The organism is Neptunomonas concharum, assembly GCF_008630635.1.
In the GTDB taxonomy this organism is placed as follows: domain Bacteria; phylum Pseudomonadota; class Gammaproteobacteria; order Pseudomonadales; family Balneatricaceae; genus Neptunomonas; species Neptunomonas concharum.
Window position 1 is genome coordinate 803962 of sequence record NZ_CP043869.1, and the last position, 23047, is coordinate 827008.

Here is a 23047-nt window from a genome sequence, read left to right on the forward strand (position 1 = left end):
TCAGTGGATATTGTTTACATAAAAGCTCTTCAAGTCGAGACTGTGATTGGCATCTATGACTGGGAAAGAGAGATTCGCCAGCGTGTGGTGCTTGATCTCGATATGGGGACGGATATTCGTCAAGCTGCATTGACCGAAGATATCGAAAGTACACTCAATTATAAGAGTGTCAGTGATCGCTTGGTCGAGTTTGTGTCTGCTAGTGAGTTTCTTTTGGTAGAAACGATGGCAGAAGAGATTGCTACTTTAGTGATGCAGGAGTTTTCAGTCCCTTGGTTGCGACTAAAAGTGGGTAAGCCGGATGCGATTGCGACCGCCGAGGATGTGGGTGTTGTGATTGAAAGAGGTGAGCCTTTCTGATGGCTCAGGTTTATTTAAGTCTTGGTAGTAATATTAACCGCTACCAACATGTCACGGCGGGTTTGGATGCATTGGAACTTGTATTCGGCGCGCTAAAAATATCTTCCGTCTATGAAAGTGAAGCCGTTGGCTTTAAAGGGAATCCATTTCTGAATCTTGCGGTGGGTGGTGAAACGGACCTGTCTATCGCTGCGCTTTCTACTGTGTTGAAGAAGATTGAAGATAGTAACGGGCGAGTACGAGGTGGTCCTAAGTTTGCCGCTAGGACCTTGGATATTGATATTCTTACCTATGATGAGTGCGTCGGTGTTATCTCAGGCGTCCAGTTGCCTCGTGATGAAATTGTTAACAACGCTTTTGTACTTTGGCCGCTGGCTGAAATAGCGCCTAATGCCCGTCATCCTGTCACAAAAGAAACCTACGCTTCATTGTGGAGTGCTTATGATAAAACTCGTCAAAGCCTCTGGCCTGTGGAGTTTTTCTGGCAAGGGCGGCTAATATCCCCACGTTCCTAGCTACGTTGTGCAAAGTGCCAGCTGACGACGTTTAATCTCTTCGCCAATAGCAGCTCCCTTGAACCCTGCTTGTATGATGTCGGCAGGCTGAATAGTCTTTAGCTCGGTTTGCAAATTGACATAAAACTGGGTATCGAGTGTTTTGTTTTTGAATGTTTGTGCCAATAAGCTGCAGGCTTCCAGTAGTGGGCTTAAGCGTTCAGGTCTTCTGAGCAAGTCTGACTTTAGGTAAACGTTGAGCCTTTCATCCGCAGAAGTATGTGCCCAATTTAAGAGCTTATCTGTACTGTGCAGGACTTGAAGTGACAGGTCTCTGAATCCGTTAGGGCAGCGGAGGCCTTGGCAAAAGTGTGTTAGTTGCTCGGCTGGATTGTCTATGGTGGCAAAGCAGAGATACACCAATGCAGCGAAACGAACCGTTGTTGTCGTGTCGGGTGTAAAGTGTGTTTCAAGTTGTTTGGCTTCGTTCAGTTTTCCCAAAGGGAGTAGTTCTGGGAAAAGCGTTTGGGTTGCATCTGCCTGATTGAGTAATCGAAAGAATGTCAGGGGGGATTGCTCTCCTATTGCCCGCTCCGTTTCAGCCCATATGCGCTCGCGAGTTAAGTGAGCTAATTCGTCAGTTGCCGCGATCTGTTGCATGAGTGCCAATGTTTCTGGGGCTACGCTAAAGCCTAAGTGTGCATAGCGTGCAGCAAATCGTGCGACACGAAGCACCCTGAGAGGGTCTTCGGAAAAAGCAGATGAAACATGCCTCAAAATACGTGCTTCTAAATCCTTTTGTCCATCAAAGGGATCAACGATGTGGCCGTTTGACGACTGCGCCATGGCGTTGATGGTTAAATCGCGTCTTGATAAGTCCTCTTCCAGCGTGACATCAGGGCTGGCGTGATATTGAAAGCCTGTATAGCCCTTACCGCTTTTACGCTCTGTTCTTGCTAGCGCATATTCTTCTCCTGTTTCAGGGTGAATAAATACAGGAAAGTCATTGCCCACTGGTTTGTAACCAAGGCTTATCATCTCGTCAGGCGATGAGCCGACAACGACCCAATCTTTGTCGTACACTGGGTAGTCCAGTAATTGGTCACGCACTGCGCCGCCGACGAGATAGATCTCCATTAGCTAGCGCTCGATCTGATTCGGGTAGGTGGCTGACCAGCCTTCAAAGCCACCATTCAGGCTGCTGACTTTCTCAAACCCTTGGTGAGCTAAAAACTGCGCTGCAGATTGGCTGCTAATACCATGGTAGCAGCAGACAATCAGTGGCTGCTCAAATTCTGCTTCATTGATGAAGTCCTGCAGATTATCGTTAGAGAGATTGTAAGCGCCAGGTATGTGGCCGTTAGCAAAGCTTTGCGGGTCACGTATATCCGCTATGATTGCTCCTTCATGCAGTAAAGTCGCCGCCTCATCTGGGTTGATACAAATATATTGATCCATGTACTACTCCATTCTAAACGCTGCTTTTTGCAAACTCGGGGTTTGGAAGCGTGTAAGGTCATCAAGCCGTAGTGCAGTTAGGGATAAACCCCATACGCATCCTGTATCGATAGCATATACATTGTCTGCTATGGCGTTGCCTTCCAGCGCTGCCCAATGCCCAAAAACGATACGTTCTTTGAAAGACTTTCTATTTGGGTAAGCAAACCAAGGTAAGTAGCCTGTAGGTTGGGTTTCAAGGCCGCCTTTAGAGGCGAACTCTAATTCCCCCTTTGGTGTGCAAAAGCGCATTCGGGTTAGGTAATTGGTAATGACACGTAAACGATCCCACCCCTCTAGATTTTTGTTCCACTTGACGGGTGCATTGCCGTACATGTGCTTGAAAAACTGCGCAGCCAAGGGAGATTTAAGAATCTGTTCTACTTCCAAAGATCGTTTCTTTGCTTCTTTAATGGACCAAGTTGGGGGGATGCCTGCGTGGACCATTGAAAAGTTAAGGGCGGGGTCCGTATGAAATAAGGGTTGTTGCTGTAGCCAATGCATTAATGCGTCGCGATCAGGCGCTGCGAGAATATCACTGAGTGTATCGCTTCGTTTAACCGTTGCACCGCCATGGTGCAGTGCCAGTAAATGTAAGTCGTGGTTGCCCAAGACAGTAACAGCGCGATCTCCTAGTGAATTGATAAAGCGCAAGGTTTCTAATGAGTTTGGCCCACGGTTGACCAAGTCGCCACATAACCAAAGCTGATCTGAGTCGGAGAACTGGATCAGATCAAGTAGATGTTGTAACTCCTCATAGCAGCCTTGGATGTCGCCAATTGCGTAGGTGGCCATGTTGCTTGTCAGTCCTGTGGTATTTTTTGAAACCTAGTGAAGCGCATTAGGTTGAGCTAGCGTAAACGCTGGGATGGGCGCATCAAAACGCTCCCCGCTGGCTGTTTCCATGGTGTAATGACCGTACATACTGCCAACACGGGTCGCAAGTACCGTTCCGCTGGTGTATTGGTAGCTTTCATTGGGTTGTATGACCGGCTGTTCACCTACAACACCTTCCCCTTCAATCTCTTGTACGTGTTCGTTGCCATCGGTAACGACCCAGCGTCGGCTAAGCAATTGGACGGGCTGGTTTAGCTGGTTACTGATGGTGATATCATAGGCAAAGACAAAGCGGTGTGATTCTTGATCCGATTGCTCGGGAAGAAAACGTGTTACCACATCAATTTTGATCAAGCGGTTAGGGTCGAGGTGATCCATAGTTTCTCTTATTATGCTGTTTCAGAGGATGTCAGGGTGTCTGCAATTGTAATAAAATCCTGCAGCGCTAAGCGCTCTGGGCGTAATGATGGGTCGATACCCAGTTGCTCCAGTTTCTCGGGACTGATTAGCTCTTTCAAGTTGTTTCTCAGTGTTTTGCGACGTTGTGTAAAGGCAACTCTGACAACCTGCTCCAGTGTCTTAATATCTTTAGCTATATATGGAAGCGTCGTGTGTGGGATCAGTCTGACAATGGCTGAGTCTACTTTGGGTACGGGGTCGAAAGCCTCAGGTGGAACAATGAACAAAGGCTCAACTTGGCAATAGTATTGCGCCATGATTCCTAAACGCCCATAGTGTTTTTCGCCGGGCTGAGCCGCCAAACGATCGACCACTTCTTTTTGTAGCATAAAGTGCATATCGAGAATATCACCCGAATGGCTTAGTAGGTGGAAAATCAGTTGTGTAGAAATATTGTAGGGCAGGTTGCCAATGACACGCAGCGGCCTATCATCTTCACGTAAGCTGTTGAAGTCGAACTTCATTGCATCTGCTTCAAAAATACGAAATTTATCCTCATAACGGAAAAATTTCGCTCGTAAAATGGGAGGGAGGTCGCGATCGAGCTCAATGGCATCCAAAGCGCCAGCAGCATCCAGAATTTCCTCTGTTAACGCGCCTAACCCTGGTCCGATTTCCACCATATGATCGCTAGGAGATGGTGCTATGGAGCGTATAATTTGGCGAATAATACCTTGGTCTTGAAGGAAGTTCTGCCCGAAGCGTTTACGGGCTTTATGCATAGCCGGTTTATGATGACTCATGGATACTCTTTGTTTTATGACGGGCCATATCACCCGCGTATTGAATCGCTAATTTGAGACTGCTGGTGTTTGCTTGTCCGGTACCGGCTAAATCTAGCGCTGTACCGTGATCGACCGATGTCCGTATGATGGGCATACCTAGGGTGATATTGACCGCATTGCCAAATCCTTTGAACTTCAGAACCGGTAATCCTTGGTCATGATACATTGCCAGTACAGCGTCACATTGATCTAAGTACTTGGGTGTAAACAGTGTGTCGGCAGGCAATGGGCCGGTTAGGTGAAGCCCTTGATTTCTCAATGCTGTTAGCACAGGTTGAATGACATCAATCTCTTCTCTACCCATATGTCCGTTCTCCCCTGCGTGGGGATTTAGCCCTGCAACAAGAATATGAGGTGCTTCGATACCAAATACGTTCACTAAATCTGTATTTAGGGTTGTTAGTATTTCGCCGATTAGATCTTGAGTTAGAGCGTCGGGTACTGAACGTAGGGGTAGATGGGTTGTGGCGAGCGCGACTTTTAAACCTTCTGTTGCCAGCATCATGACAACTTTATCAGTTTTGGTTAGTGCTTCGAGGAATTCAGTGTGACCGGTAAATGGAATTCCGGCATCGTTGATCACGCCTTTATGAATGGGTGCTGTTACCAACGCATCAAATACGCCATCAAGACAACCTTGGGTGGCTAATGTGAGCATTTCAAGAACATAGTGAGCGTTTTTGCTGTTTAAGGCGCCTGCGTTAACCGGTGTGCGCAGCTCTACAGGTAATACCTTAATCGTACGTGCCAAGGAGGGGGATGGCTCCGCTGATGGATCGAAACGCTCTATTGATAGAGGTAGATCAAGCTGTTTAGCGCGTTGTATTAAGAGTTCAGGATCGCATGCGACAACCAGCTCATCAGGGTGAGAGTGCTGAGCCAGTTGGATAACCAAGTCTGGCCCGATGCCTGCCGGTTCCCCTGAGGTAATGATCAGGCGTTTGATGTGTCGCATTACGGCTTAATCTCTACATAAGCTTCGGAGCGGATTTCACGAAGCCAATTACTAAGCTCTTCAGAAAACTTACGTTTTCTGATGGTATTACGTGCTTGAGATTCAAGCATTTCTTCGCCTACGTCTTGAGTGCGGCGATTTTCAACTTTGAGAATATGCCAGCCAAAGCGAGACTCAAACGGTTCACTTAGCTCACCAATGGGTGTGCGTTGCATCACCTGTTCAAACTCTGGAACCATCTGCCCTGGTTGCGCCCAGCCTAAATCGCCGCCTTCAGAACCACTAGCTGGATCATCACTTAAATCCTTAGCGAGTTCTTCAAAGGATGCTCCCTCTTTGATTTGCGTATGGACACGACCGATGAGTCGCTTCGTTTGTGCTGATGAGCGAATTTCACTCGGTTTGAGTAAGATATGGCTGACTTTTGTTTGTTCAATTAATTGAATGCTGCCACCGCGCTTATCCCTGAGTTGAATGATATAAAAACCACTAGGTGCGCGTATGGGGGAGCTGATCTCGCCAGATTGCATGCCTTTAAGCGCTTCAGCTAAAGGTTCTGGTAGTTCTACCAACTTTCTCCATCCTAAATCACCACCATTGAGTGCGTTAGGTGCACTTGATGCGGCAATGGCCAGTTCAGAGAAATCTGCTCCCTTGGAAAGCTCTTGATGAATCAGGTTAGATTGTGTCTCAGCTGTCTGTATCTGTTCAGGTGAGGCTTCTTCTGGAATGGCAATCAAGATGATGCTTAGTAACAGTTCAGATTGGTTGGACTGATTATCCTCTGAGGCTAAAAATGCTTTGATCTCTTGATCGGATACGCGAATGCGTCGGTTAACATTATTCTGTTGTACCTGTGCGATTAGCATCTCTTTACGAATTTGCTCACGGGCCGAGATGTAATCCTGGCCTTCGGCAATGAGTGCTTCTCTAAATTGCTCCAGAGTCATCTCATTACGGGCAGCAATCGTATCGATGGCATCATTGAGTTGGCGCTCTGTTACCTTAATGCCTTGCTTTTCGGCAGTTTGCAGAATGAGACTATCAAGGATAAGTCGATCCATCACCTGAGATGTTAGGATGTTATCAGGTGGTAAGCGTTGATTACGTGATGCCAGTTGGCTTTTCACAATCGACATCCTCTGCTGTAATTCAGACGACAGGATGATGTCGTCGTTAACGATCGCAGTGATACTGTCGAGCTTCTCGGGTGCTGCTTGGACACTTGCTGAAAGCAATAGAGAGCTAAGTGCTAATGTGCCAAATTGGCGAATGTTTAGTAATTTAAAAATACGCATTAGTTTCTTCACGCTGTTCAAAACCGGTTATTTTTTCAACGAAATCAGATCCGCCACTGCTGCCAAAACTGCCAAGGCCTTTAAGTACAAACTGTAGGTAGAAGGCGGTATCTTTTTCGTCATTATCTTTTTGCCAGCGCCGTGTAATCAGCCTGGTTTTCCAGCAGCAGCTCTCATATTCGAGACCAAATGCCAAATCCACATCATCTTCTTTCTGCCAATCATATTGCCAAACCCCTAGTGATGACCAGTGCTTGCTAATTGGCCAGATGAAAGAGGCGGTGCTTTGCTCCCTAGTATCTTCAGTGAAACGGTAACTAAGGCTAACGATATGGTTTAGATCTTCCTGATAGCGTACCGAGAAGTTATTCTCCGTGTTTTGTAATTGATTAGGGCTGAAGTTTCCGTTGAAAGATACATTGATGCGTTTATTTGGCCGCCAATTAATTTGTGTTGCGATATCTGAGTAGTCGGACCGCTCAATAGTTCCATCGGGTAGATGAGCTACTCTATCTCTGAAGTAAAGGGCTTGTCCAACGCTGGCGGATACTGTTTCTTTGCCTGATTGATCGAAAAGCCGGCTGGTTACGCCAAATGATACCTGCTGTGTATCGCCGATTCGATCATAGCCGCTGAACCGGTTGTCGCGAAACAGCGCAGAATAATTGAAACGGTAAAGGTCAGTGTCAAAATCAGGCGCAGCGTCCTGTTCCTCTTCTGGTACATACAAGAAGAAGAGTCTTGGTTCTAGCGTTTGCTGATACTGAGTACCAAATAGTGTGGTGTTCTTATCCAGATAGATTCCCGTGTCTAAGCTCAATACCGGTGCGCTGACGGAAGGTGAGTCTGTTACGCCAGGAAGTTGATTATCCAGTGAGTATTCTGTATGCCAATATTTAATGCTGGGTTTAATATATCCCCAAGTATTTCTGAATGTAGCGCTTAGCTTAGGCTCGATATGAAGCCTGTCCCCAATAATTCTATCGCTACCTATAAGGCCTGAAAGGTCTCTGTCAAACTTAGTGTAATTCGCAAAATAACTGAAAGAGAGCCAATCAGGACCAATAGACGGTTGCCCTAATAAACGCAGTTCTGGCAAACGTCGGTAAGGTGTTAGGCTGTCATCAATGGTTTGATAGCTCTGAAGGATAAATTCAGCCTGCCACTGGTTACCGTAATATGCCAAGCTGCCGTTGCGATTAAGGTGGCTCTCTTCAGAGATGTTGAGGTCGGAGCCTAGATCATCAAAATAGTCATCATCACTGACGTGTGTATAATTAATACTACTTCTCATGCGAGTGCTCGGCTGCCCAAAGTGGCGAATACCTAGCAGCCAGCGGTCTTTTTCTTCGATTCTATCATTGGGCAAATACGCCGTACTAAGTGTGTTTGTGGAAAATTGATCCATATAGCGGAATTCGTTTTCCAGCATTAATCCACGCTTTTCCAGTAGTCGAGGAGTCAGCGTATCGTCCATGTTAGGGGCGATATTGAAATAGTAAGGTGTGGCAATATCGAAACCTTCAGAATCGGAATACTTCAGTGAAGGGTATAAGAAGCCGCTATGGCGTCTGTCATCAATAGGAAAGTAGAAGTAAGGAAGGTAAAGTATGGGCACATCACCCACGCGCAATGTGGCATGCTTTGCCGAGCCAAAACCAGATTCAGGATTTAAATGTATTTCCCCAGCCGCTACCTGCCATGAGTTAACACCAGGTGGGCACTGTGTATAAGTGCCTTTTTTGATGGTCAGAGTAGAGTCTTCATTTCGGGTGACTTTGGCGACGGAGCCGCGAATACCTTTCTCATGTAGAACATACTCTGCTTCGTTTAGCGTTGTTTCTAACGAGTTGGTGTTAGATAGTGCATTTTTGCCCGTTAAAAGCAACCCCGGTTCGCGATAAGTTGCTCCGCCTTCAAGTTCAATTCTGCCTGTGGCTTGGTCGATTCTTGCTTGACTACTAAATAGACTGCGCTGTCCTTGAACAACTTTTACACTTCCGGAAAGCTCTGTGCCTTGCCCAAGGTGAGAAATACCTTGTTCGGCATTAATTTCAACGGGTAGTGATTGAATAGGGTCGCTACTTGCCTCAGGGAAATCGGGTTCGATATAGCGACCACCACAGTACGCATTGTCACCAGCAGGCACGCTTGGGTACCAATCTAAATGAGAATAGTCCTTTGTCGTAACTCCACATGACTGACAAGGGGCCTCATGGCTGTCCTGAGCCATCGCCGCTTGTGAGCTCAAGGTTAGGAATGCCGATGTGATAGATATATAAAATAGCTTGTAATTCAAAGATGGCATTCCATATCGTCCAATATCTGAGAAACGAATCGAGCAGTATAAACACGCGGGTATTCGTTTTAGTCGCTGGCAAAGTCTGGAATAATAAACATTCACAAGATGATGTGCCAGAGGAAAGAAGCGAATGGGGCAAAGGTTGTCGTCACTACTGGGATGGATTGAGCGTCTGCAGGAAGAAAAGCAGGTGACACTCGAAGAGGGGTGGGAGTTGATGCCCGTGTCCGGCGATGCTAGCTTTCGCCGTTACTTTAGGGTGGTGTCTGGTCAAATGAGCTGGATTGCAGTTGATGCGCCCCCGGAGAAGGAGAACAGTGAGGCTTTTATTCGTATAGCTCGCGCCTGGCGCCAGGCAGGAGTGAATGTCCCCGAAGTTATTCATACTGATCTTGAGCAAGGCTTTATGCTGTTGGAGGATTTTGGTGATACGTTATTTCTTGGGGCGTTGACAGCGGAGTCGGTTGATTCGCTTTATCGAGAGGCGTTGGCGGAGCTTCATTTGATTCAACGTTGTCCAGAAGCAGGGCTACCTCTGTATGATAAGCAACTGCTTTTACAGGAGATGGCTCTATTTCGTGACTGGTTTGTGGGTGATTTATTGTCGCTCCCGCTGCAAAAAGATGAGTCCGATCTACTCGATAGAATACAAGATCTATTAGTTGCTAATGCGCTTGCGCAACCACAAGTCGTGGTTCATCGCGACTATCACGCTAGAAACTTAATGATATGTGGCAGACATACGCCCGGTGTCATAGATTTTCAGGACGCGGTTGTTGGGCCTGTAACTTACGATTTGGCTTCGCTGCTTAGAGATTGTTACATTCGTTGGCTTGATGAGGATGTGTATCGCTGGGTAGCAAGTTTTAGGGATGAACTGATTCAGCAAGGTGTGTTGGACACTCAGGTTTCCTATGAGCAATTTGTACGTTGGTTTGATTTAATGGGGATGCAGAGGCACTTGAAAGCCATTGGTATTTTCTCAAGGCTGAGTCGTCGTGATAATAAGCATGGATATTTGCTGGATATTCCCAGAACGTTGGGGTATGTCGTCGATGTGGCAAATAAGTATGCCGAGTTTGCACCTTTTTCCGAGTGGCTCAAGCGGCGTGTTCTCCCTGAACTTAACCAACGTCCCACACTTTTTGGCCAGTCCATATGAAGGCAATGATTTTGGCGGCGGGTTTGGGAACCCGACTACGACCATTAACATTATCGACACCTAAACCACTCATTCCGGTCAACGGTAAGCCGTTGATCGAGTATCACATTGAGCGCCTTGCTCGTGCAGGTTTTCTTGATATAACCATTAATCACGCGTGGTTAGGGCAGCAGATTGAGGAGTACTTAGGTGGGGGCGAAAAGTGGGGAGTTAATATTCGCTACTCGGCAGAAACTGAGCCATTGGAGACAGCAGGTGGTGTTTATCAGGTATTGGATCACCTCTCTCCACATGGTGAGCCGTTTTTATTAATTAATGGCGATATAGCTACGGACTTTAACTTCTCCACGTTGAAAACTGTATCTCCTACGCATGGGCATTTAATTATGGTGCCCAATCCGCCTCACCATCCTGAGGGGGACTTTCTCCTCAATGGTAATAGATTAAGTGAAAGTGAAGGGTCTAGTTATACTTTTTCAGGGATTAGCGTATTAACCGCTGCACTCTTTGAAATGTGTCGGCCTGGGAAATCTCCGTTAGGGCCGTTATTGAGGGGGGCGATAGCAAAAGATCAACTCTCAGGAGAGTTGACCGATTCATTCTGGATTGACGTAGGTACACCAGAACGCTTGGAACAGGCAAGCCACTATTATCGAGGAAGACAAGCACATGGCAATTGATTCCCAAATGGGACAGCAAATAGGTACGACGCTAAAGAAATATCGTAATGGCATCCTGATTGGCGCGGTCATCGGTTTATTTAGTGGCGGTATTTGGGGAATGCTATTGGGGGGGGCTGTTGGCGCTTTCCTGAGCCATTTAGTGGTTGGTTTTCTAACGGGAGAGGCCTCCCCTCAGGCGGTTTTCTTTAAAGCAACGTTTGCAGTGATGGGTAAAATAGCCAAAGCTGACGGTCGTGTTACGGAGGATGAAATCCGTTTTGCCCGTGATGTTATGGACCGCATGAATCTTACAGAGGAGCGCCGCCAAGAAGCCATAGCGCACTTTACATTGGGTAAATCTGCGGATTTTGATATTGCAGATGTATTACAACCGTTGGCCCGTTATATCCATACTCGCGCCTCTGTAAAAATTATGTTTATTGAAATTCAGCTTCAAGCGGCGATGGCTGATGGCGAAATATCACCGGCTGAACTTTCGGTTATTCAGCAGGTGTGTGGTTTGTTGCGCATGTCTGGCCCTGAAATGTCGGCACTGATGGCACGTATGCAGGCCCAGCAAGCTTTTTACCAGCAAAGCTATTCTCAGCATCAGCATTTCCAGCAAGCTGATCATGCTGCACTGTTAAAAGAAGCTTACGGCGTATTAGGGGTTGAAGAAAACGCTAATGATGCTGAGATTAAAAAGGCTTACCGTAAACTGATGAGTCAGCACCATCCGGATAAACTGGTAGCGAAGGGGCTACCACCAGAAATGATGCAGTTGGCAAAAGAGAAAACTCAAGAGATACAAGCTGCATATGATCGTATTAAAACAGCGCGTAAGCACTCGGGTTAGCCCGTATTAGCAAAAGACCCTGGGGGTTGGTTGGCTTTCTCTGGTTCAGCCTTTGGTTTTTTAAGCTTAGGGCTCGGTTCTGCGTTAATGATGTAGGTTTCTAATAAGCCTCTGACTGTGCGTAGTAACCAGTTGTAGCCTTGCGGGCTTTGTGTCGTATTCGGCAGGCGTATTTGGTGATAATTGCCAAGGTTTTTACGTCTGGCTGTCATAAGTCGCAGGCGGTGTGGTGTGGATTTTCCGACTTCCGCGCTGGGGGCTGCGCTGTAGAGATCTAATGTTGTGATCTCTAAGTCTGGAATCAGCGAGCGTATATCTGGGGCGCTTATATCTGTTGAAGGTGTGGGGTCAACCAGCACCAGATTGATATCCAGATTTTCTTGCAAGGTGGTGGCTAATGCCGTTGCCCATACGCCGCCAGAGCCTGAACCTAAAATGATAAAGCGGCTTATTTGGCGAGATTGTAGTGCATTAATAGCGGCCATTCCGCGGTTAGTTATACGTTCTTTTCTATCAGAGGTGTGGACACTGGCCTCTGAAGTTTCTTCAGGTGCATTCGTTGCTGGCGTTGTTTCCACGACGGTTGCATCGGTTGGCTCAGAGGGTGGAGCAGTGGCGGCTGTCTCTGTTTCTTGCTCTGGGCTTTCAGGTTTAGGTGTGTGCGCCTTTATGGGTTTAAGTGCTGGTAACGTTCTTTTGGGTAAAAGTGGTTGAATTGGCGAAGGAAGGGGGATAGATAACGTTGCCCAGCCAAACTCTGTTAGTCCTTTGCGCAGAGCTTCAAGGTTTGCATTTTGCAACGGGTGAGTCTGGTCATCCGCGATAAGAATGATACCCCCTAAATTAACGGCTCCGCTTTGTTGACGAAAAAAACCTACAAAAGGATCGTCTCCTCCGTCCAATTGGATCAGTTCTGTTGCATTGTCTGGTGGAACTTGCTGCAGATCACGAGTGCTATGTGCCGCTGGTGTTGTATGGGTAGGTCTTTCAATTATGCTAGGTGCAGGTTGTTGCGCAGTTTCAGGTGTACTCTGCTCGGTTTCTTCTGTCGTAGAGGTCTCTTCCGCGGCTACTAGTGTCGGTATTTGCAGCAAGGCCAGCGTCCATAGGCACAGGCTGGGTATAATTTTTGTATCAAAAATAAAAGTCATAACTAAATTGTCAGGAAACCCGGTTAGAGTGCAAGTATAAGCGCTGCATAAGCGAGCAGCCTTCGGTACAATACTGCTTATTCTTATTCAGTTACGGAAAGATATCCATGTCTGATTTTAAAATTGCCCCTTCTATTCTTTCAGCAGACTTTGCCCGGCTAGGCGCTGAGGTCGACGCTGTTCTCGAAGCAGGCGCCGATATTGTACATTTCGATGTGATGGATAATCACTATGTACCGAATCTAACCATTGGCCCTATGGTGTGCAAAGCGCTGAGAAATTATGGCATAACCGCACCCATTGATGTGCATTTGATGGTAAAGCCGGTTGATCGTTTGATAGGGGACTTTATCGAAGCTGGGGCTACCTATATTACCTTTCACCCTGAAGCGTCCGAGCATATTGATCGCTCTTTGCAGATGATTAAAGACGCCGGTTGTTTATCAGGGTTGGTATTTAACCCTGCCACACCATTGCACCACCTTGAGTATGTGCTTGATAAAGTGGATATGGTTCTCTTGATGTCCGTTAACCCAGGATTTGGTGGGCAATCGTTTATTCCAGGGACGTTAAATAAACTCAAAGAAGCTCGTAAAATGATTGCCCAGAGTGGCCGTGATATCCGTCTAGAAGTGGACGGTGGTGTGGGCATCGCGAATATTGCTGAAATTGCAGCCGCAGGAGCGGATACGTTTGTAGCAGGGTCTGCGATTTTTAATACCTCTGATTATGCGGCAACGATTCAGGCGATGCGTGCAGAGTTAGCAAAAGTGGGTTCAGCTGTGTGCTAATTCGGCGCTACTTTAATGGCGGCTTGCCCCGCTTAGTGATCTTTGATCTGGATGGAACGCTGGTGGATAGCGTTCCTGATCTTGCTTTAGCGATCGACCTAATGCTCGAAGCATTGGATTTGCCGTTAGCAGGGCAGGAGCGGGTCAGGTGTTGGGTAGGCAATGGTGCTCAGATGCTGGTTCAGCGTGCATTAAAAGCGATGTCCTCTAACGAGGCTATTGCTTTTGATCGGGCCTTTGAGCTTTTTCTGCACCACTATCGGGATAATTTATCATGCAAAAGTGCGTTATATCTCGGTGTTAATCGTGCCTTAGAGCGGTGTGCTGAACTCGACATTCCGATGGCGGTTGTGACGAATAAACCCATCGCGTTTACTCACCCATTGCTGTCGCATCTGCAAATAGATGGCTTCTTTCGTGACGTTTTAGGCGGTGATTCATTGTCGAAGAAAAAGCCTGATCCTATGCCGTTACTGGTTCTGATGGATAAATATGGTCTCGCGCCTACAGAAGTGTTGATGGTGGGAGACTCTGTCAATGATGTACGCGCTGCTAGAAACGCGGGTTGTCCGGTGATTGCGGTTCCTTATGGTTACAATCATGGTGAAGATATCAAGTTATCGGAGCCGGATGATGTTGTGGAACGTTTGGATCTGTTGTTTTAATTGTTTTATCGGCCTGTTTCTAAGTGCTAACATGGCCCGAAATATGTGGAGTGGCCTAGTAGTGGTGGCAGGAGGTTATGAGTGGTAACGCTGGATCAGGTTAAGCAGATTATCGGCGAAGTTTTGCAGCTGGGTAGTCGGATTGATGAATTTGATGCGGATACGCCGTTGCTTGGTAGTGTACCGGAGTTTGATTCGATGGCTGTTGTCATGGTGCTGACTGCACTAGAAGATAACTTTGGCATGGCTGTGGATGACGATGAGATCAGTGCAGAAGTATTTGAAACCGTTGGATCTCTGTACCAGTTCGTAAACGAGAAGGTAGCCGCCTAAGAGTAGGCTACCTTTCATAAGTCGTTATTAAAGCCTGCCTATTGATTTTCCTACACAAGTATTTCCACAGGATGTGGATGGCTCAAGAAATCACGGGGGCTTGCTGTAAAGCCGTACGCCCCTGACTGATAAACCGCAATTAAGTCCCCCACGGCTACCTCAGGTAGCTCCACGCTGTCGGCGATAATATCCAAAGGTGTGCAGAGCGGCCCGACAATATGTGTGGTGCTTTGGGGCGGTAAGTCTGCCTTATTTGCGATAGTAACGGGGTAATTTTTACGAATCACTTGGCCGAAGTTGCCTGAGGCTGCTAAGTGATGGTGCAAGCCTCCATCTGTAATTACGAAGTTAGCACCTCGGGAAAGCTTGCGATCAATTACTTTGCTGACATAGAGCCCGGATTCACCAACCAAGAAGCGTCCCAGTTCCATGATGATGCGTGTATCAGGGATTTTCTCTTCGGCGATGCCCATGAGACGAGTAAGGTTATCAGCGATAGGTGATAGATCAAGGGGGGCTTCGCCGGGAAAATAGGGGATACCTAGCCCACCACCAATATTTAACCACTCAAGCTGAACGCCGGATTCTTGTAGTATCCGATAGGCAAGCTCAAACGTATTGTTGTGGGCTTCTATGATGGCGTCTGCGCGGAGGTTTTGGGAGCCACAAAAAATATGAAAACCTTTAAGGTTCAGGCCGAGCTGTAAACAGCGTTGAATCATTGCAGGCACGCGCTCGGCATCCACGCCAAACGCCTTGGGACCACCGCCCATTTTCATACCTGATGTTTTTAATTCAAAATCGGGGTTAATACGAATGGCTACATGAGGTTCAAGATCAGATGCTTGCCCAATAGCGGCAATGCGCTCCATTTCTGACTCAGATTCCATATTAATGACTACACCAGCAGCAAGGGCGCACGTGAGTTCTTTATCTGTTTTGCCGGGGCCTGCAAAGCTTATATGTGCTGGGTTTGCACCTGAGTGTAATGCAACCTGTAACTCGGCCATTGAGGCTACATCTAATCCATCGGTTAGTTGGGATAGGTGCTGTACAACCGCAGGCATTGGATTGGCCTTGATGGCGTAGTGAAGCTCTAGGCTGCTTGGGAAATGTTCCCTGAGCTGTTTAACCTTCTCTGTCATGATGTGCCGGTCATATACATAAAAAGGTGTTTGCCCTGCGCGCAGGGCGAGCCGACTGATGGGGTGGCCACCCGCATAGATTTCGCCATCAATAATGGGGAAGGCTGTCATTGGTGCATGTTGCAATTTTGTTTTCATCACCTTAGGCCTCTAGGAATAGGTCGCTATAGAGAGCGCCGAGTTGTTTGCGGTCGATCTTGCCGTTTGGGTTGCGTGGTAGTTTATCAACAAAAATAATTTGTTTAGGTAGCATGAAGTTGGGCAGCTCTTTCTGACAATGTTTCAAGATGATGCTTTGCGCATCAGGAGTGTTGGTTACCGCGATGAGCACAATCGCCTGACCCAGTACAGGGTGTTGAATGCCTAATGCGGCGACCTCGCTGACTAGCTGGGATGCATACAATACCTCTTCGATTTCGGTTGGGCTGACCCGATAACCTGAGGTTTTAATCATCTCATCTTTACGACTAATGAAATAGAGATAACCTTCTTCATCCTTTTTAACTTGATCCCCAGACCAAACCGCATAGTCTGTCAAAGGTACTTCTGGGTTGTACCCAGGAATGGGTTTAAAGCGTTCTGCGGTTTTAACGGGATCATTCCAGTACCCCATAGAAACCAATGCACCCCGGTGGACTAATTCGCCGGGCTCGCCGGGTGCACACTCGCTACCATCTTCCCGTAGTACCAGTACTACAGCATTAGGGATTGCTTTACCCATCGAGTCGGGGCGTATATGAACTTGCTCAGGCGGTAAGTAGGTGGAACGGAACGCCTCAGTTAAACCGTACATAAGAAATATTTTTGTATCGGGAAGTGCTGCGGTCAGCTTTTTGGTCGTGGCTATCGGCATGGCACCGCCGGTATTGGTCAAATAACGAAGCGAATGCACAGTGGCACTTGGCCATTCAAGATCAGCCAGTTGAGTCCATAAAGGTGGTACCGCCGCTAAACCGGTGATTTGGTACTTTTCGACGGCACGAATAACATCGCGGGGTAACAAATAATCCATTAACACAACGGAGGCGCCGACATGAAAAGCGGTTGTCAGTTGGCTAAGGCCATAGTCAAAGCTGAACGGCATGACCGCTAACAGGCGATCAGCATCCGTATTTTCCAGGTAACTGGACACGCTTTTTGCACCAGCGATTAAATTGTGGTGTGAAAGAACAACGCCCTTAGGATTACCGGTGCTGCCAGAGGTGTAGAGAATCGCTGCGATATCTTTGTCGATTCGAGTCGTTTTGAAGTTAAGAGGTGGTACGACCGGCTCATCTCTCCAAGGCTCGACGTGTACAGTTGTTTGGTTATCCAGCGGCTTTTTACCTGTGACTATAACGCTTCTCAGGTCGTGGCAATCGGCTAAGCAATCGGAAAGTAGCTTCAGGCGGTCTTGTGAAGTCACTAAGGCTCTTACATTGCAATCCTTTAATATATAGGCCACCTGTTGGGGCTTCAATAAAGGATTGATGGGCACAAACACTGTTCCGGCAAGCGCTGCGCCAAAAATAGAGAATACGGTTTCAGGGACTTTAGGCAGATAGATGGCAACACGTTCGCCTTTGGTGACACCTAAATCCTCCACGAGGGTTTTGAAGCTAAAGGCCTGTTGGAGCAGCGCTTCATAGGTAACGGTTTGCTCCTTGTAGAGAATAGCCGTGGCGCTGGGAGTCGAGGCTGCTTGTTTGAGAATCAGGTCGCCAATCAATTCCGACATGTAGTTATACCAATAAGCTGGACAGAAAGGATTGAATACTAAGCGAATGTTCAGAGTGATAAAAGTAGATCGGCCGAAGAGCCAGCGCATTTCGGACTAAGTTTATCATTATAAATGCAGTATACTGCGGACAACAAAGTAACGCCTGTATCTTATGGTCACTCATAATCGGGTTGTGAATAACAGTCAATGCCATGCCTTTGTGTTGTGATCCAACTGGTAGTCATCGTATTGATACAAAATAGGTTTTATCAATGTCTGCTTATGAAAATTTAAAGTCTCGGTTGAGTCAGCAGTCGCACACGTGGTTGGTAACAGGTGTTGCAGGTTTTATTGGTTCACACCTGCTAGAAGAACTGCTATTACTCGGGCAGACTGTGGTTGGGATGGATAACTTCTCAACGGGTCGGCAGATCAATCTTGATGAGGTAGAGCAGAGAGTTGGCCCAGAAGCATGGCAGCGTTTTACTCTCCACAGGAAAGATATTCGACATCCAGAAGACTGTAGCGCGGTTGTCGCAGGCGTTGACTATGTACTTCATCAAGCAGCATTAGGTAGCGTGCCTCGTTCAATAGATGACCCGTTAACCAGCCATGAGTCTAATATCAACGGCTTTCTGAATATGTTGATCGCTGCCCGAGATGCCAACGTAAAGCGCTTTGTTTATGCGGCATCTTCTTCAACTTATGGTGACCACCCAGGCTTGCCGAAGGTCGAGGATGTTATCGGTAAGCCGCTTTCCCCGTATGCGGTCACGAAATACGTAAATGAATTATATGCTGATGTTTTTGCCCGTACCTACGGTTTAGAGGCGATTGGTCTGCGTTACTTTAATGTCTTTGGTCCAAGACAAGACCCGCAAGGTGCTTACGCTGCGGTTATTCCTCGATGGTGTGCACAGTTGTTTGAAGCGCAAGCTTGTCGCATCAACGGTGATGGCGAAACCTCTCGGGATTTTTGTTTCGTGAAAAATGCTGTGCAGGTGAATCTTCTGGCAGCAACTACGCAGAACGAGGCGGCAATTAACCAGATTTACAATGTTGCCCTAGGGGATCGAACCAGCTTGAATGAGCTTTATCAAGGACTTAAAAAGCGGATTACGCCATATGCGCCAGCGCTTGCCGGCATAGAGCCTGAATATGCAGATTTTCGTGGTGGTGACGTGAGGCACTCTCAAGCAGACATTAGTAAAGCGAAGTCGCTGTTAGGGTATGAGCCTTCTCACCGTATCGATGCGGGGTTAGAAGAAACAGTCTTATGGTTTGCTGCTCAGCAGTTGCAGTCAAACGTTTAATTTGGATGGATTGGGTATGAAAAAAATCGCAGTGGTAGGGTTGGGGTATGTTGGTTTGCCACTGGCAGTCGCTTTCGGAAAACGTATACCAACCATCGGTTTTGATCTGGACGAAAATAAGCTGTCAAATTACCGTAAAGGGGTCGACCCCAGTGGCGAGGTCGAGCCAGAAGGGCTGGCAGCGGCTGCGGGCTTGGAATACACCAGTGACCCTGCCAGACTAAAAGATGCCTCGATGATCATCGTTGCAGTACCCACGCCTATTGATCAGGCACGACGTCCGGACTTAACGCCATTAGAGCGCGCCTGCAAAACCGTGGGGGCTAACCTGTCAGCAGGTACTATCGTAATCTTTGAATCGACAGTTTATCCAGGATGCACAGAAGAGGTTTGCGTGCCTATTTTAGAGGCTGAGTCAGGCCTGAAGTGGGCCGGCAATGAATCTTCTTCATCCGTCCCAGCTAATAATGGCTTCTATATAGGCTATTCGCCTGAGCGTATTAATCCCGGTGATAAGGTTAACCGCCTAGAGACGATAGTTAAAATTGTGGCAGGAGATACCGCGCAGACGCTTGAAAAAGTGGCAGAGCTCTATGAGCGAGTAGTCGATGCCGGGGTTCATCGAGCAGCGTCTGTAAAAGTCGCCGAAGCGGCAAAAGTAATAGAAAATACTCAGCGCGATTTAAATATCGCGCTAATGAATGAGCTATCCCTCATTTTCCACAAGCTAGGAATAGACACGTTGGATGTGTTGGAAGCTGCAGGGACTAAGTGGAATTTCTTGCCGTTCAGACCTGGCCTTGTGGGCGGTCACTGCATAGGTGTTGATCCTTACTACCTTACTTATAAAGCGGAAACCGCGGGGCACCATCCTCAGGTGATACTCGCAGGGCGGCAGATTAATGATGGCATGGGTAAATACCTTGCCGAGCAAACCGTAAAAAACTTGATTCAAAGAGGTAAACAGGTCAATGGTGCAAAGGTGGTTATCCTAGGTTTAACCTTTAAAGAAGACTGCCCGGACCTGCGTAATTCTCGCGTGGAAGATATTATTAACGAACTGCAAAGCTATTGTTGTGATGTGGTTGTCCATGACCCTATAGCAAAGGCTGACGAGGCGATGCATGAGTATGGTGTGCAGCTTCAGGATTGGGCGCAATTGCCGCAAGCAGATGCTGTAATTCTTGCGGTTGCGCATCAGTTCTATCGGTCGCTTTCGGTATCGGATTTTACGCCATTATTGACTGAAAACGGCATTCTAATGGATGTTAAATCGATATTAGATCGAGAAGCATTTATGGCGGCAGATATAGATCTTTGGCGCTTATGATGTTTGCGAGTCAGCACTGTTTACTGAATTAATTAGATAAGATATCTATGCTGTTAATGATCGATAACTTTGATTCGTTTACCTTTAACGTCGTTCAGTACTTTAAAGAGCTTGGGGCGGATGTACATGTTGTGAGAAATAACGAACTATCTGTTGATCAACTGGTACACATGGCCCCTTCTCATTTAGTTATCTCTCCGGGTCCGTGTACGCCAGAAGTGGCGGGTATCTCTATTGAAGCCGTTCGCCACTTTTCAGGCAAAATTCCTGTGTTAGGTATTTGCTTGGGGCATCAGACTATCGGTCAGGTGTTTGGTGGTATGATTGTGCGAGCAGGTAAAGTGATGCATGGGAAAAACTCTTGGGTGCATCATGAGGGCAAAGGAGTATTCGAAGGTCTAAACAACCCTCTAGATGTTACACGCTATCATTCTTTAGTGATTGATAAGGAGACGTTGCCCGACTGTTTAGAGGTAACCGCATGGACGTTAAATGAAGCTGGTGAGCCTGATGAGATCATGGGCGTGCGACATAAAACGTATGATGTTGAGGGCATTCAGTTTCACCCAGAAGCTATTTTGACAGAGCAGGGACATGAACTCTTTTCGAATTTCCTGCAACGCGGCGTTAAGTAATGATGATAACAGGAGCGATGAATGGACATTAAACAGGCTTTGGCTGCAATTGTTGGGGGCCAAAATCTTTCTATAGACGAGATGCAGAGCGTCATGCATCAGATAATGTCCGGGCAGGCAACAGACGCTCAAATAGGAGGTTTGCTGATCGCCTTACGGATGAAAGGCGAGACGGTTGATGAAATAACAGCCGCCGCGCAAGTTATGCGTGAACTGGCAGTGCCTGTAGCGATTTCGTCCAGTAATGCGGTAGATATTGTAGGGACGGGAGGAGATGGCTCCAACTTGTTTAATGTCTCCTCTGCTTGCGCATTTGTTGTAGCAGCTGCAGGTGGTGTTGTCGCTAAGCATGGTAATCGCTCGGTATCATCAAGCTCGGGTTCAGCTGATCTGTTAGAAGCTAGCGGTGTTAATTTGGTGTTGAGTCCAGAGCATGTTGCTCGCTGCATTGATGAAGTCGGTGTTGGCTTTATGTTTGCCCCACAGCATCATAGCGCCATGAAGTACGCGATTGGGCCTCGCAAAGAGATGGCGTTACGTACTATTTTTAATGTCTTAGGGCCTCTTACCAACCCAGCCGGTGTAAAGCATTACTTATTGGGTGTGTTTGACCGATCGCTTTGCCGACCTTTGGCAGAGGCTTTGAAAGCCTTGGGAGCGAAGCACGCAATGGTAGTGCATTCAGCAGACGGGCTGGATGAAATCAGTTTAGCGGGTGATACCTTCGTTGCTGAATTAAAAGAGGGTGAGGTGGTCGAATATGTCCTGACACCAGAAAAAGCAGGCTTAAGCAGCCAATCTTTGGATGGTTTACAGGTTAGCGGCTCATTAGAAAGTTTAGCTATGATTGAGTCTGCTTTTGCTGGAAAGCATGAGAAAGCGATCGATATGATTGCCTTGAATGCGGGCGCGGCGTTATATGTGGCCGATCTTGAAGCGACCTTGGCGGCTGGTGTAGCTAGAGCAAAGAGTGCTATTTTAGATGGATCTGCGACCAACAAAATGAAACAGTTAGCGGCCTTTAGCCAAGGATTGAAAGAGTAAAACTATGTCAGATACCCCAACTATACTTAGAAAAATTCTTGCGCGTAAATTTGAAGAAGTTGCAGAGCGCTCGACTTCAAAGACGCTAGCCGACTTGGAACAGGCGATTAAACGACAATCAGCTAACTCAGAAATGAGTCCACGTGGTTTTACCAACGTTATGGCTCATTCTATTGCGGGTGGCCTGCCTGCGGTGATTGCTGAGATTAAAAAAGCCAGCCCTTCGAAGGGGCTACTGCGTGATCCTTTCATTCCTGCGGATATCGCACGTTCATACCAAGCGGGCGGTGCGAGCTGTTTATCCGTGTTGACCGATGCGGACTTTTTCCAAGGTCACGAAACCTATTTGAAGCAAGCGCGTGCGGCGTGTTCGTTACCGGTGATTCGTAAAGATTTTATTGTTGACCCTTATCAGATTTTTGAAGCGCGTAGTATTGGGGCTGACTGCATCTTACTCATTGTGTCAGCGTTAGAAGATGCGCAAATGAGTGAGTTAAACGATTTAGCTCATAAACTTGGGATGGATGTACTGGTTGAGGTGCATGGTGGAGATGAGCTGGAAAGGGCGTTGAAATTGAATAATCGCCTTATTGGCATCAATAATCGTAATCTACACACCTTTGAAGTGAGCTTAGACAACACCTTTGAGTTGCTAAAATTTATACCGGAAAATCGTATTGTTGTAACAGAAAGTGGAATACATACCCGTGATGATGTTCAGGCAATGAAAGATCGCCAGGTATTTAGCTTCCTTGTTGGTGAAACCTTTATGCGTGCCGAAGACCCAGGTGCCAAGCTCAAAGAATTATTTGTTTAAGGGGATACGCTGTGACGATGAATGCGCAGGTAAAGTGGGATGGTGATGTACGTTTTCAGGGAACTACCGGTTCGGGCTTCAATATCACTATTGATGGTGAACTAAAGCAGGGGCCTCGTCCTATGGAGCTGATGCTATTAGGATTGGGTGGTTGCACAAGTTATGACGTGATCGGCATATTAAAGAAAACACGACAAGATGTTGTTGATTGTGTTGCTGAGATCTCTGCTGAGCGTGCTGATGCTATTCCAGCAGTTTTTACTAAGATCCATGTGAAGTTTATTGTCAGCGGCCGTGGTCTCAAGGAAAAGCATGTCGAGAAGGCTGTTAAGTTATCAGCTGAACAATATTGCTCAGCTTCATTGATGTTGGAAAAAGGTGGGGTAGAAATTACCCACAGCTATGAAATACGCGAAGTAGAATAGGCCCTGCTAAGCAGCCACCTTGTTTATTCTCA

The 23047-nt window shown here is 47.1% G+C and carries 25 protein-coding genes; 14 read left to right on the plus strand and 11 right to left on the minus strand.

Annotated features, from left to right (window positions below):
* Positions 1–3 precede the first annotated feature (3 nt).
* Positions 4–360: a dihydroneopterin aldolase gene (gene folB / locus F0U83_RS03760; protein WP_138986594.1), complete on the plus strand. Its 357-nt coding sequence runs from the start codon at positions 4–6 to the stop codon at positions 358–360.
* A complete protein-coding gene (gene folK, locus F0U83_RS03765; protein ID WP_138986595.1) occupies positions 360–875 on the plus strand; it encodes a 2-amino-4-hydroxy-6-hydroxymethyldihydropteridine diphosphokinase in 516 nt (171 codons plus the stop codon). Before folB ends, folK begins: the two co-directional genes overlap by 1 nt.
* Here the strand turns inward: folK and F0U83_RS03770 are convergent, their stop codons facing one another.
* Genes F0U83_RS03770 through F0U83_RS03805 form a run of 8 tightly spaced genes read right to left on the minus strand, consistent with a single transcriptional unit; the run spans position 876 to position 8993 of the window.
* Entirely contained in the window at positions 876–1991 is a 1116-nt protein-coding gene (locus F0U83_RS03770; protein WP_138986596.1) for a tRNA nucleotidyltransferase/poly(A) polymerase-related protein, read from the minus strand.
* A gap of 3 nt (positions 1992–1994) precedes the next feature.
* Positions 1995–2312 carry a thiosulfate sulfurtransferase GlpE gene (gene glpE / locus F0U83_RS03775; RefSeq protein WP_138986597.1) on the minus strand — a complete coding sequence of 106 codons (318 nt, stop codon included), beginning with the start codon at positions 2310–2312 and terminating at the stop codon, positions 1995–1997.
* A 3-nt stretch (positions 2313–2315) separates the two neighbouring features.
* On the minus strand, positions 2316–3146 hold the full coding sequence (locus F0U83_RS03780; protein ID WP_138986598.1) for a symmetrical bis(5'-nucleosyl)-tetraphosphatase: 831 nt from the start codon (positions 3144–3146) through the stop codon (positions 2316–2318).
* A 33-nt stretch (positions 3147–3179) separates the two neighbouring features.
* Positions 3180–3566 carry a Co2+/Mg2+ efflux protein ApaG gene (gene apaG / locus F0U83_RS03785; protein WP_138986599.1) on the minus strand — a complete coding sequence of 129 codons (387 nt, stop codon included), beginning with the start codon at positions 3564–3566 and terminating at the stop codon, positions 3180–3182.
* Positions 3567–3577: 11 nt separating this feature from the next.
* Entirely contained in the window at positions 3578–4390 is an 813-nt protein-coding gene (gene rsmA, locus F0U83_RS03790) for a 16S rRNA (adenine(1518)-N(6)/adenine(1519)-N(6))-dimethyltransferase RsmA (RefSeq protein ID WP_246077634.1), read from the minus strand.
* Positions 4377–5387 (minus strand): 4-hydroxythreonine-4-phosphate dehydrogenase PdxA, encoded by a 1011-nt coding sequence (gene pdxA / locus F0U83_RS03795; protein WP_138986600.1) that lies wholly within the window; start codon positions 5385–5387, stop codon positions 4377–4379. Before pdxA ends, rsmA begins: the two co-directional genes overlap by 14 nt.
* The gene (locus F0U83_RS03800; protein ID WP_138986601.1) at positions 5387–6685 is read right to left on the minus strand and encodes a peptidylprolyl isomerase; all 1299 of its coding nucleotides are present in this window, start codon (positions 6683–6685) and stop codon (positions 5387–5389) included. The genes pdxA and F0U83_RS03800 overlap by 1 nt, the downstream gene beginning before the upstream one ends.
* Entirely contained in the window at positions 6672–8993 is a 2322-nt protein-coding gene (locus F0U83_RS03805; RefSeq protein WP_138986602.1) for an LPS-assembly protein LptD, read from the minus strand. Before F0U83_RS03805 ends, F0U83_RS03800 begins: the two co-directional genes overlap by 14 nt.
* 124 nt (positions 8994–9117) lie before the next feature.
* Here F0U83_RS03805 and F0U83_RS03810 point away from each other — a divergent pair, with 124 nt between their 5' ends.
* From F0U83_RS03810 to djlA, 3 genes are read left to right on the plus strand one after another with little or no spacing between them, the layout of a single operon-like run.
* Positions 9118–10149 carry an aminoglycoside phosphotransferase family protein gene (locus tag F0U83_RS03810; protein ID WP_138986603.1) on the plus strand — a complete coding sequence of 344 codons (1032 nt, stop codon included), beginning with the start codon at positions 9118–9120 and terminating at the stop codon, positions 10147–10149.
* A complete protein-coding gene (murU, locus tag F0U83_RS03815; RefSeq protein ID WP_138986604.1) occupies positions 10146–10829 on the plus strand; it encodes an N-acetylmuramate alpha-1-phosphate uridylyltransferase MurU in 684 nt (227 codons plus the stop codon). The genes F0U83_RS03810 and murU overlap by 4 nt, the downstream gene beginning before the upstream one ends.
* Positions 10819–11667: a co-chaperone DjlA gene (djlA, locus tag F0U83_RS03820; protein ID WP_138986605.1), complete on the plus strand. Its 849-nt coding sequence runs from the start codon at positions 10819–10821 to the stop codon at positions 11665–11667. The genes murU and djlA overlap by 11 nt, the downstream gene beginning before the upstream one ends.
* Here the strand turns inward: djlA and F0U83_RS03825 are convergent.
* Positions 11664–12818: a DUF3530 family protein gene (locus F0U83_RS03825; RefSeq protein WP_138986606.1), complete on the minus strand. Its 1155-nt coding sequence runs from the start codon at positions 12816–12818 to the stop codon at positions 11664–11666. The genes djlA and F0U83_RS03825 overlap by 4 nt on opposite strands.
* A 107-nt stretch (positions 12819–12925) precedes the next feature.
* Here F0U83_RS03825 and rpe point away from each other — a divergent pair, with 107 nt between their 5' ends.
* The 3 genes from rpe (at position 12926) to F0U83_RS03840 (ending at position 14607) form a co-directional block, all read left to right on the plus strand.
* Positions 12926–13609 carry a ribulose-phosphate 3-epimerase gene (gene rpe / locus F0U83_RS03830; protein ID WP_138986607.1) on the plus strand — a complete coding sequence of 228 codons (684 nt, stop codon included), beginning with the start codon at positions 12926–12928 and terminating at the stop codon, positions 13607–13609.
* Positions 13603–14274: a phosphoglycolate phosphatase gene (locus F0U83_RS03835; protein ID WP_246077636.1), complete on the plus strand. Its 672-nt coding sequence runs from the start codon at positions 13603–13605 to the stop codon at positions 14272–14274. The genes rpe and F0U83_RS03835 overlap by 7 nt, the downstream gene beginning before the upstream one ends.
* 81 nt (positions 14275–14355) lie before the next feature.
* Positions 14356–14607 (plus strand): acyl carrier protein, encoded by a 252-nt coding sequence (locus F0U83_RS03840; protein ID WP_138986608.1) that lies wholly within the window; start codon positions 14356–14358, stop codon positions 14605–14607.
* Positions 14608–14657: 50 nt separating this feature from the next.
* Here the strand turns inward: F0U83_RS03840 and F0U83_RS03845 are convergent, their stop codons facing one another.
* A complete protein-coding gene (locus F0U83_RS03845; protein ID WP_138986609.1) occupies positions 14658–15890 on the minus strand; it encodes a pyridoxal-dependent decarboxylase, exosortase A system-associated in 1233 nt (410 codons plus the stop codon).
* A 4-nt stretch (positions 15891–15894) separates the two neighbouring features.
* Complete coding sequence (locus tag F0U83_RS03850; RefSeq protein ID WP_138986610.1) at positions 15895–17469, minus strand: acyl-CoA ligase (AMP-forming), exosortase A system-associated; 1575 nt, start codon at positions 17467–17469, stop codon at positions 15895–15897.
* A gap of 254 nt (positions 17470–17723) precedes the next feature.
* On the opposite strand from F0U83_RS03850, the gene F0U83_RS03855 reads away from it, so the two are divergent.
* The 6 genes from F0U83_RS03855 to F0U83_RS03880 are packed head-to-tail and all read left to right on the plus strand — an operon-like array spanning position 17724 to position 23015.
* The gene (locus tag F0U83_RS03855; RefSeq protein ID WP_138986611.1) at positions 17724–18764 is read left to right on the plus strand and encodes an SDR family oxidoreductase; all 1041 of its coding nucleotides are present in this window, start codon (positions 17724–17726) and stop codon (positions 18762–18764) included.
* 16 nt (positions 18765–18780) lie between these two features.
* Complete coding sequence (locus tag F0U83_RS03860; RefSeq protein WP_138986612.1) at positions 18781–20094, plus strand: nucleotide sugar dehydrogenase; 1314 nt, start codon at positions 18781–18783, stop codon at positions 20092–20094.
* A gap of 47 nt (positions 20095–20141) precedes the next feature.
* Complete coding sequence (locus tag F0U83_RS03865) at positions 20142–20729, plus strand: anthranilate synthase component II (protein ID WP_138986613.1); 588 nt, start codon at positions 20142–20144, stop codon at positions 20727–20729.
* A gap of 21 nt (positions 20730–20750) precedes the next feature.
* Positions 20751–21773 (plus strand): anthranilate phosphoribosyltransferase, encoded by a 1023-nt coding sequence (gene trpD / locus F0U83_RS03870; protein ID WP_138986614.1) that lies wholly within the window; start codon positions 20751–20753, stop codon positions 21771–21773.
* A 4-nt stretch (positions 21774–21777) separates the two neighbouring features.
* Entirely contained in the window at positions 21778–22590 is an 813-nt protein-coding gene (trpC, locus tag F0U83_RS03875; RefSeq protein ID WP_138986615.1) for an indole-3-glycerol phosphate synthase TrpC, read from the plus strand.
* Between the two features lie 17 nt (positions 22591–22607).
* Positions 22608–23015: an OsmC family protein gene (locus tag F0U83_RS03880; protein WP_138986616.1), complete on the plus strand. Its 408-nt coding sequence runs from the start codon at positions 22608–22610 to the stop codon at positions 23013–23015.
* Positions 23016–23047: the final 32 nt, after the last annotated feature.